Annotated in this window: 10 protein-coding genes; 2 read left to right on the top strand and 8 right to left on the bottom strand. The window is 34.9% G+C overall.

The window, feature by feature from the left end; translation table 11 throughout:
- Positions 1 to 116: 116 nt before the first annotated feature.
- The 6 genes from M2139_RS11900 to M2139_RS11875 form a co-directional block, all read right to left on the bottom strand.
- The gene (locus M2139_RS11900) at positions 117 to 614 is read right to left on the bottom strand and encodes a GNAT family N-acetyltransferase (protein ID WP_280739081.1); all 498 of its coding nucleotides are present in this window, start codon (positions 612 to 614) and stop codon (positions 117 to 119) included.
- A gap of 15 nt (positions 615 to 629) precedes the next feature.
- The gene (locus M2139_RS11895) at positions 630 to 833 is read right to left on the bottom strand and encodes a helix-turn-helix transcriptional regulator (RefSeq protein WP_280739080.1); all 204 of its coding nucleotides are present in this window, start codon (positions 831 to 833) and stop codon (positions 630 to 632) included.
- Positions 833 to 1,213 carry a DUF3796 domain-containing protein gene (locus M2139_RS11890; RefSeq protein WP_280739079.1) on the bottom strand — a complete coding sequence of 127 codons (381 nt, stop codon included), beginning with the start codon at positions 1,211 to 1,213 and terminating at the stop codon, positions 833 to 835. The genes M2139_RS11895 and M2139_RS11890 overlap by 1 nt, the downstream gene beginning before the upstream one ends.
- 151 nt (positions 1,214 to 1,364) lie before the next feature.
- Entirely contained in the window at positions 1,365 to 2,792 is a 1,428-nt protein-coding gene (locus tag M2139_RS11885; protein WP_280739078.1) for a family 1 glycosylhydrolase, read from the bottom strand.
- Complete coding sequence (locus M2139_RS11880; protein WP_280739077.1) at positions 2,793 to 4,082, bottom strand: PTS transporter subunit EIIC; 1,290 nt, start codon at positions 4,080 to 4,082, stop codon at positions 2,793 to 2,795.
- Between the two features lie 153 nt (positions 4,083 to 4,235).
- Positions 4,236 to 4,964, bottom strand: coding sequence for a MurR/RpiR family transcriptional regulator (locus M2139_RS11875; RefSeq protein WP_280739076.1), 729 nt, complete (start codon positions 4,962 to 4,964; stop codon positions 4,236 to 4,238).
- 181 nt (positions 4,965 to 5,145) lie between these two features.
- On the opposite strand from M2139_RS11875, the gene M2139_RS11870 reads away from it, so the two are divergent.
- Together M2139_RS11870 and manA are read left to right on the top strand one after the other, a co-directional pair.
- Positions 5,146 to 6,174: a serine hydrolase domain-containing protein gene (locus M2139_RS11870; protein ID WP_280739075.1), complete on the top strand. Its 1,029-nt coding sequence runs from the start codon at positions 5,146 to 5,148 to the stop codon at positions 6,172 to 6,174.
- 70 nt (positions 6,175 to 6,244) lie between these two features.
- A complete protein-coding gene (gene manA, locus M2139_RS11865; RefSeq protein ID WP_280739074.1) occupies positions 6,245 to 7,195 on the top strand; it encodes a mannose-6-phosphate isomerase, class I in 951 nt (316 codons plus the stop codon).
- A 54-nt stretch (positions 7,196 to 7,249) separates the two neighbouring features.
- Here the strand turns inward: manA and M2139_RS11860 are convergent, their stop codons facing one another.
- Both M2139_RS11860 and M2139_RS11855 read right to left on the bottom strand, forming a co-directional pair.
- Positions 7,250 to 7,936 carry an adenosylcobyric acid synthase gene (locus tag M2139_RS11860; RefSeq protein WP_280739073.1) on the bottom strand — a complete coding sequence of 229 codons (687 nt, stop codon included), beginning with the start codon at positions 7,934 to 7,936 and terminating at the stop codon, positions 7,250 to 7,252.
- Entirely contained in the window at positions 7,929 to 9,281 is a 1,353-nt protein-coding gene (locus M2139_RS11855) for a Mur ligase family protein (RefSeq protein ID WP_280739072.1), read from the bottom strand. The genes M2139_RS11860 and M2139_RS11855 overlap by 8 nt, the downstream gene beginning before the upstream one ends.
- Between the last annotated feature and the right edge of the window lie 78 nt (positions 9,282 to 9,359).

Below are 9,359 nucleotides of genomic sequence, written 5' to 3'. Positions count from 1 at the left end.
GAAATTAGGTCACCTTTCACCAGTAGATTACCGGAAAAAGATGACTAAAATGAGATGCTCTTTTTAAATTGTGTCAAAAAGTAGTTGCATTCCCTGCATTCCCCTTTGCCTCTTTTTTAAGAAGAATATTTTTTCCCTAAAATTTGTAAATCACGTCTATCTTGATCCATCAAAGCCACTTCGGGTAAAAGTCCCCAAGTAGTAAAGCCGTTTTTTTCAAATAAATGAATGCTACTTGTGTTGTGAGCAAATACAAAAGCTAATAAGGTAGTGACATTTAGTTGTGATAGTTGACTTTCAACAAAAGTCAGCGCCGCTTGACCAATCCCTTTTCCTTGGCAAGTATCCGCTAAGTAAATACTGATTTCAGCGGTTTGTTGATAAGCGGGACGTCCATAAAAATCACTTAAACTAAGCCAGCCGATTATTTCCTCAGCTTCTTGAATTATCCACAAAGGACGGGTATCTGGCTGATGAGCATGAAACCAGGCTTCTCTTGAAGCCACCGTAATTTCTTCTAAATCAGCCGTCGCTAAACGGGAAGGAATGCTTTGATTATAAATCGCTACAATTTTTGGTAAGTCTTTTAGTTGTGCATGGATAATTTTTAACAAAGAAAAACCTGCTTTCTATTGATCTTTTTCCCAATTAAAGAGCTCTTCAACGCTGACGTTAAGATAATAAGCTATTTTCATAGCTAACTCTAAGGAAGGATTGTATTTATTTTGTTCTAAGCGACTAATAGTTTCCCGCCGCACGTCAGTTAAATCAGCTATTTCTTGTTGGGTAATATTTTGTTTTTCACGATATTCTTTAATTTTATTAGTCAGCATTAACTTTCCTCATTCTTATCAAAACGATAAGTTAAAAAAGGAATGAAAAGCTGTGTTAAGCCAAAACTAAGAGAAATAATCGCAATTAGACAATGATATTTTATAGAAAAATTTAATGAAGTTCTATTTAATAAAATCATTAAGCAAAAAATAGCACCAAAACCAATCCGCCAACAAATATTTTTAGCTCGTGCAAGATTTTCCACTAGTCGCTCATCAGGTTTTTCTTTATTTAATTTGCTCTCCCAAAAAAATCCGAAAAAGCCAAAGAAAACAAAAAAGATTAACGCAAAGGAAAGCTGTGGTAGAAAACCTAAAAACCCCAAACAACCCAAAAATCCTAAATAACCCATCCAATGTGAAACCCGTTGATTGAACAATAATTTCAACTCCTTTTCGTGCCGTATGTTATCCAGTTAATTTTAAAACTATGTGATATATTTGTATCTTTTTGTGTGTGATAAATATATCACTGTAAAGGATAGCTGTCAATTACAAAAAAAGTAGCTATCGAAATAGCTACTTTACAAATTATTTTAAGTTTTCGCCATTGGATTGAATGACCTTTTGATACCAATAATAACTATCTTTAGGATAACGCTTGTGGCTACCTTGACCATAATCATCAATGTCCACATAAATATAACCGTAGCGTTTACTCATTCGTCCCTCTGTGACACTAGTTAAATCAATACACCCCCAAGAGGTGTAGCCCAGCAATTCAATATGATCTTCTTCAACAGCAGTAATCATTTGACGTAAATGTCTATCCAAGTAATCAATACGATAATCATCATGAACACAACCATCTTCCGAAAGCTCATCAGGTGTCCCTAAGCCATTTTCAACAATAAACAAGGGCAAATTATAGCGGTCGTATAAATTATTCATCATAATCCGTAAACCAATTTCATCAATTTGCCATGAGTTATTTCGTGAAACTAAGTTAGGGTTTTTAATCGTTGTAAAACCATTTGTTCGTACTTTTTCTAAATTAGTATCATCTTCAGCTACACAATCACTAGAGTAATAACTAAAAGAAATAAAATCTACAGTATTTTCAGCTAAGAGCTTTTTATCATCTGGCTGCATCTCTAGGTGAATATTTTCTTTTTCAAAAAGACCTTCAACATAATTCGGATATTTACCACGAGCCTGAACATCACCGAAGAAAAATAGATTTCTTTCTTTTAACATTAAAGCCAAATTATCTTCAGGTTTAGCGGTATAAGCATAAGATTTTCCAGCAGCTAACATACTACCAAATTGTAAATCAGAATTTAAATTTTTACCAAATTCAATAATTCTAGCGTTGGCAACTAATTGATGATGAGCGGCCTGATATTGTTTTTGCAATTTATTTTCTGTTGAAGTGAAAGTTAAACCGCCGCCGACAAAAGGGATGTGCAAGAGCATATTCATTTCGTTAAAAGGAATCCAATATTTAACTTTTTCATGATAGCGATTAACCACAAATTTTGCAAAGGTAAAGTGAGCATCCACCGTTTCCCGACCGGCCCAACCGCCAAAATTTTCAACTAAATACATAGGGATATCAAAATGACTGATAGTAACTAAAGGTTCAATTTGATAACTTAATAAAGTGTCAATTAAATCATCGTAAAAAGCTACCCCATTCGGATTTGCTACTTCTTCCATGCCGGTTGGAAAAAGACGTGTCCAAGCAATTGAAAAGCGAAAACATTTAATCCCCATTTCAGCAAGTAATTTAATATCTTCATGATAGGTTTGATAAAAATTAATAGCCTGATGACTTGGAAAAAAAGCGGTTGGATCATCTAAAATATTTTCTTGATCGGTATAAACCGTTTTTAGACGTTGATCATTTAATGGTAACTTATCAAAGTTAGATAAGCCTTTTCCATCTGCTAGGTAGGCACCTTCTGATTGATTGGCAGAAATAGCGCCACCCCATAAAAAGTTTTTTGAGAGTGTCATTTAATAAGTTCCTTCCTCAGCCGGTTGAATATTATTTTCTTCTTCATAAGCTTGTTTATCTAAAATTCGGAAGAATGGTAAATAAATCAAAGTTGCTATAATAATACATAGTATGTGTAAAACTGCTAATTTCCAACTTCCTTGCAGCAAGCCTTGAATAACAACAGGAATCCCCATTGGAACAGAAGCACCGATTAAACGTGGGAAAATACCTAAAGAAATAGTTACATAACCAAAAGTAGCACATGCTAATGGCGCTACGATAAAAGGAATTGCCATAATTGGATTCATAACTAACGGTGTTCCGAAAACAATTGGTTCGTTAATTCGGCCGATACTTGGCACAATCGCTAAGCGACCTAAAGTTTTATACCTTTGACTGCGTGCCATAAAGAGCATAAGTAGATTTAAACCAATGGTACAACCTGCACCGCCTAGTTCAGCGAACATATTCATGAAGGCACCGCCAACAATATTAGGTAAAGCTTCACCATTTGAAAAAGCTGTTAAGTTTGCTGTATCTAATGATAAAAAAATTGGTGTCATAATATTATAAACAATTAAAGAACCGTGAATCCCCATTACCCAAAGAATTTGCATAACGAGAATAGCAACCATAATTCCGGCGAAACTACCACCGATGTGTTCTAACGGCGTTTGAATGAATTGATAAACAAAATGATGAATACTGGTAAATGAAGTCATGGCAAAAACGCCTTTAATAACTAGTGATAATGTAATAATTACAAAAGCTGGGATAATTGCCGCAAAAGAACGAGAAACCGTTGGTGGCACACCATCAGGCATTTTAATGACAAAATCTTTTTGAATAATAAAAACATAGATTCTGCTCATTAATAAAGAAATAATAATTGCTACAAATAGTCCTTGTGCCCCTAACCATGTAAAAGCATAGCCATTAAAATCTTCACTAGCTACACTTGGCGTAACAATAAAGAAAGCTACTAATGATAGCAAACCGGCAATACTGCCTTCAATATCAAAGGTTTGTGCGAAGCGTTGGGCAATAAAAAAAGTTCCATAAACCGCAATTAAGCCAACAGAGCAGTTATAAGCAAAAGGTAACACTTGATCAAGCCCGAGCTTGGCTAAGAGCTCGCTATAACCATTAATTGGTAAATTCCCCAGTAGTAAAAAGATTGATCCAACAATTGTAATTGACAGCAGACTAGCCAAACCATCACTAATCCCCTTTAGATAGCGAAAGTTAGCAATTTTATCAGCAACTACTAACACGCGATCCATGTTTTTCTCAGATATAAACTTCATATTTTACAACTCCTTTTCTTCTATAAGGCTATTCTATAGAAAAGAAAGGGCTTTGAATAGATTTTGAAAGCGTTTAGTAACGTGTGACAAAAGTAATGATTTGTCACAAAAAAAAAACAAGAATTTTCAAATGGGAAATTCTTGTTTTTACTTTCAACGAATTTTTAATTTATAAGTATTTTTAGCAAGGGATTCTAAAATGTAAATGACGGAAACTTGCGTAGTAATGTTACTCATACCAATAAATTCTGGATGAACATAATAAGAGATATTTAAATCAGATAAGCGACTAATCGTATTGTTGGTATAATTAGTAATACTGATGACCTTACCATGTTTTTTCTTGAAATTATTAATAAATTGAACGACATCTGGAGTATCACCAGAAACAGAGACGATTATAAAGACTGTTTCTTCAGGAAAATCAACATTTAGTGGATAATAAGGATCATCAACATAGCTAGCGATAATTCCGAAAGAAAACAAGCTGCGAACCGCATACTTACATAAAATTGCTGAAGAACCCATTCCTAAAAAGACAATATTTTTAGCAGCACTTAATATTTCAGAAGCTTCAAGTATCTTTTCGTCAATTCCGCTGACAGCTAATCTTTCCAAATTGGCAATTGTTAATTGAATATCTGACTGAACATTGACGGTATTTCCTGTTTCCAACTCTAATTGCAGCTTAATTTTGAATTCAGTAAAACCAGAACAGCCTAATTTATTACAAAAGCGCAGGATAGTAGTTGTAGATACATTTACGGCTTTTGCTAAGTCGCGAATACGCATTGAGGGGACGATTTCTTTATTAGTAATTACATATTCATAAATATCCATTTCTAAGTCATTTAATTTTTTTAAATTATTAGTTGTAAACACAGCATAAACCTCGCTTTCAAGCTTTATTATACACGAGGAAAATTGAAACATCAGCTTTTAGCGAAGAAAATCTAATAAAAAATTTCTGCTAAGCATTTATCCCTTTGTACTTTTCCTTAAATTTGTTATCATAAATTAAAAGTTAAGAATTTCAGTGAATAAAATAATAGGAGGGATGCCTTTGTATTTAAAAACACAAGCTTTGATTGAAGAATTTTGCCAAGAAGGTGTGTTTAGTGGTGTGGCGTATCAATTTATTTCACCAGCAGCAACTTTTCAACAAATTAGTGGCTTAGCTCAAACAAATCCTTCACCAATAAAATTAACCAGCGAGATGCTTTTTGACGTGGCTTCTTTAACGAAAGTTGTTTGTACAACGACTATCCTTTTAAAATTATTAGAAGCGGGAGAAGTTGAACTTGACCAGGCATTGCATTATTATTTGCCAGCTTTTAAAGACGAAAAGATTACCCTAAGACATTTATTAACCCATACTTCTGATATTCAAACCTATATTCCTAATCGCAATCAACTAGATAAAGCTGCCTTGCGTGCCGCCTACTATCAGTTGCAACCAGGTGATTTATTAGGAAAAAAAGTGCAATATACTGATGCCGGTACGATTTTATTAGGTTTTATGTTGGAAGAAATTTATCAAGAAGCAGTAGTTGATATTTTTCAAAAAGAAGTTTTACAGCCTTTAAATATGTCAGCCAGTCGATTTTTACCTACTGATAATGCCAAAATAGTTCCTACCGAAAAAGTGGCTGAATTAGGTGTTTTAAAAGGAATCACTCACGATCCCAAAGCCCGCGTTTTAGCAGAGTCAGCGGGGAATGCGGGGTTATTTACTAATTTAGCGGATTTGCATAAATTTGTGGCAATGTTATTGGCGCAAGGTCAGGTAGCTAAACAAACATTTCTGCAAGCTGAAACAGTTAGGAATTTATTGCAAGATTATACTTTAGGAGCGGATAAGCCCCGCTCACTTGGTTGGGATTTGTTGTTTGATTTAGCTAATCAGCAGCCGATTTTGTATCATACTGGCTATACCGGGACTTTTTTAGTAGTTGATATTTTAGCGCAGGAAGCTTTCATTTTTTTATCTAATCGAGTTCACCCAACTGATCGGCGGGAAGAATATTTGTTGAAACGAGATAAAATTATTGCAAGTTACTTAAAAGAGAAAGCTATTCAAAATAAATCGTGATATAATAATCGTGGTAAAAATTTTTATTGAAAAAATTGAAATTAAATAATTTTATGAGGAGTTACGACAAATGGAACCTTTGTTTTTAAAGCCTGTTTTTCAAGAAAAAATTTGGGGCGGCAATCGTCTACAAACAGTTTTCAACTTTGATTTACCTAGTGATAAAATTGGTGAGGATTGGGCGATTAGCGCGCATCCCCATGGTGTATCAGTTGTTGAAAACGGACCCTTTAAAGGTCAAAAATTAGATGATTTATGGAAAAATCACAAAGAATTATTTGGTCAGCCAGAAGAAGAAGTTTTTCCATTATTAACAAAAATTTTGGATGCAGAAGATGATTTATCTGTACAAGTTCATCCTGATGATGAATATGGCTTGGCTCATGAAGGTGAGTTAGGTAAAACGGAATGTTGGTACATTATTGATGCTGAACCAGGTGTCCATATTATTTATGGTCACTATGCTAAGAGTCGCGAAGAATTAGCTAGCATGATTGAAAAAGAGCAGTGGGATGCTTTATTGAAAAAAGTCCCAGTTAAAAAAGGCGACTTTTTCTACGTTCCGAGTGGCACTATTCACGCAATTGGTAAAGGCATTATGATTTTAGAAACACAACAAAGCTCAGATACAACTTATCGAGTTTATGATTATAATCGTAAAGATGATCAAGGCAAACCACGAGAATTGCATATTCAGCAATCAGTGGATGTAACGACAGTACCGGCTGTTACGCCAACTTTAAAAATTAAAGAAGCACGCCAAGGGAATTCAGCGATTGTAACGTATTTAGAAACGCCGTTTTTCAATGTTTATGAGTGGCAAGTAGAAGGTAAATTAGTTGTTAAAGCGCAAGCGCCTTATACTTTAATGACAGTTATTGAAGGCAGCGGGGAATTAGTGGTTGAAGGCCAAACTTATCCATTAATTGCGGGTAGTAGCTGTATTTTACCGAATGGTATTAGTCAATGGCAATTATTGGGTGCTATGAAAGTGATTGCTTCTGAACCAGGTAAAGCCTAATAAAATAAAAACCATTTCTCGTTAACTAAAAGCTAGCGAGAAATGGTTTTTTTGTTAAAATTCTGAAGGAAGTTGAATATCTTCCCCGTATTTTTTAGTTAAAGCCAGTTTTAACAGACGAATTGCTAAATGTTCATTACGAGCAAGAATGGGTCCGTGGAAATAAGAACCAAAAACATTTTTATAAATCACGCCTTCGCTGTTATCATCGCCATTATTTCCATGACCTTCAATGACTTTCCCTAAAGGTCGTTCGCCTTTTCCTAAAAAAGTGCGACCGTTGTGATTTTCAAAACCGTAATAAGTTTCGTTAAATTCTTCGTTATGAATGACGATATCGCCAATAAAACGATTATTATCTTGGCTTAAGGTATAGTGATCTAACGCACCAATTCCGGCAATTTTTTCACCGTTGGCGCCAGTGTAGTAATGACCTAATAATTGATAGCCGCCACAAATTGCTAAGATGACTCCGTCATTTTCAATATAGTTGGTTAGGGCGTCTTTTTTTCCTTGGATATCTTTTGAAACAATGGTTTGTTCATAATCTTGACCGCCGCCAAAGAAAACTAAATCGAATTTCTCTGGTTGAAACGCTTGATGTAAGCTGACAATTTCCGTTGTTAAAGTGATACCCATTTTTTTTGCGTAGTATTGTAAAATTAACAGATTTCCATTGTCGCCATAAGTATTTAAAAGATTGCCGTAAAGATGAGCGAGATTTAATTGATAATTAGCCATTGCTCATGCCTCCTTTTAAATAGCCTTGTTGCGCTAACTCTTTGCGTAATTGTAAAACTGCTGTATAAGTTGCTAAAATATAAACATTTTCTGTTGGCAATTGTTTAATTGCTTCAATGACTTTAGTTAATTCAGGAATTTCAGTCAATTTATCTTCGTCAATGCCAGCAACTTTTAAACGTAAAGCCATGTCTTGATGACGTTCGCCACCAGCGATAACTTCAGGAATATTCATTTGGCTGAAAGCTTCGTGATTGCCATCCCAAATCCAGCTGACATCAATGCCGTCTGCGTAATTAGCGTTTAAAAGGCTAACTAATGAAAAAGGATAAGGGGCTAAACCCATCATATCAATCACTTGGTTTAAACCAACTGGATTTTTCACTAAAACTAAAGTACATTTTTTACCGTCGATATTGATAATTTCTTGACGACCAAAAACTTTTTCATCATAGCCTAAGCCTTGGCGGATTTTATCAGGGGTAACTCCGTAGTATTCAGCGACAGCGGTTGCTGCTAGGGCGTTATAAACATTATACATGCCGCCGACTTCAATACCGTAATCTTCTCCATCAATCACAAAATCAGCGGATAAATTATCCATCGCCTTCATTTCAGTTAATTGATAATCTAAAGCCGGCCGTTTAAAATCACAATTCGGGCAGTAATAATCCCCTAAATTAGCGTAAGTAATCATTTTATAATGTAAGATATGTTGGCAATGAGGGCAAAGAATCCCGTCAGTATTATAATGAGCCAATTGTTCTTTTTCAGGTAAATGATTAAAACCGTAATATTTACGAGGGTTGACGGTTTCTAAAGAATTAAAAATCGGTGAATCCCCATTACAAATCAGTGGTGCTGCGGGTGCTTTAGCCGCGCCTTCAACAATTAACCGATAAGTTGTATAAATTTCACCGTAACGATCCATTTGATCACGGAAAATATTAGTAAAGACAAATAATTCTGGTTTAATATATTCAGTGACTTTTGATAAGCTAGCTTCGTCAATTTCCAACACCGCAAATTTATCTTTGCTACGAGTTTTCGGCGCTTGTAAGAAAGTTGAAACAATTCCTTGCACCATATTGGCGCCGGTAGGATTGGTAACTACGCCAGGAAATTGTTGATTCAAAATATTAACAGTTAAAGCAGTTGTTAAAGTTTTACCATTGGTACCAGTAACGACGATTACTTTGTAATCTTTGGCAAAGGTATCTAAAATTTTAGGATCAATTTTTAATGCAAGATTACCTGGAAAACTAGAGCCACCGTTAAAAAACGTTTTTAAAACCCAGTGGGAGAGTTTGCCAGCAGTAATTGCCACTTGACTGCGTAAGCCCATGAATAAAGAAACCTCCTATGTGATAAAGCGTAAAACGCTAAAGTTTTATTTTTAATCAACTTATCTTACCATATTCCA

It is taken from the genome of Enterococcus sp. PF1-24, assembly GCF_029893325.1.
Classification (GTDB): domain Bacteria; phylum Bacillota; class Bacilli; order Lactobacillales; family Enterococcaceae; genus HY326.
This window is presented reverse-complemented; position numbering and strand designations above follow the sequence as displayed.

What these genes read in the sequence shown, in the direction of transcription:
- M2139_RS11885 (WP_280739078.1), bottom strand. Translation starts at nt 2,792, where the DNA reads ATGACACTCTCAAAAAACTTTTTATGGGGTGGCGCTATTTCTGCCAAT.
- M2139_RS11880 (WP_280739077.1), bottom strand. Translation starts at nt 4,082, where the DNA reads ATGAAGTTTATATCTGAGAAAAACATGGATCGCGTGTTAGTAGTTGCT.
- M2139_RS11895 (WP_280739080.1), bottom strand. Translation starts at nt 833, where the DNA reads ATGCTGACTAATAAAATTAAAGAATATCGTGAAAAACAAAATATTACC.
- M2139_RS11855 (WP_280739072.1), bottom strand. Translation starts at nt 9,281, where the DNA reads ATGGGCTTACGCAGTCAAGTGGCAATTACTGCTGGCAAACTCTCCCAC.
- manA (WP_280739074.1), top strand. Translation starts at nt 6,245, where the DNA reads ATGGAACCTTTGTTTTTAAAGCCTGTTTTTCAAGAAAAAATTTGGGGC.
- M2139_RS11860 (WP_280739073.1), bottom strand. Translation starts at nt 7,936, where the DNA reads ATGGCTAATTATCAATTAAATCTCGCTCATCTTTACGGCAATCTTTTA.